The 262-nt window shown below is 59.2% G+C and carries 1 protein-coding gene; it reads right to left on the reverse strand.

The genetic code is table 11. The annotated features are described in order from the left end of the window. Positions 1 to 262, reverse strand: a 262-nt coding sequence (locus AAEZ05_RS29040) for a DUF1302 family protein (RefSeq protein ID WP_350650079.1), incomplete at both ends; no start/stop codon positions are given.

Genomic DNA, 262 nt, shown 5'->3' on the forward strand with positions numbered 1-262 from the left:
GTAGGAAATCGCATGGGCACCGAACAGTAGCCCCTCGCCCCAGTAATTGGTATGCCGGCCGATCTTGACGTTCACCGAAGCATCGCCCAGGCGCAGGTTTTTCCAGACGAAGGCATCGAGGATTTCCCCTGAAGGGCCTTCGACGTAACGCTTCACTTCAGAGCTGTAGTGGTCGTTGTCGTAGCTGGTCTGGTACCCGGCAACATGACTGCGCACCGTGTCATTGTGGTACGCCTGGTCGTACCAGCCGGCGGCGCTGAGG

The sequence above is a fragment of the Pseudomonas sp. HY13-MNA-CIBAN-0226 genome (assembly GCF_040310305.1).
GTDB lineage: Bacteria > Pseudomonadota > Gammaproteobacteria > Pseudomonadales > Pseudomonadaceae > Aquipseudomonas > Aquipseudomonas gregormendelii.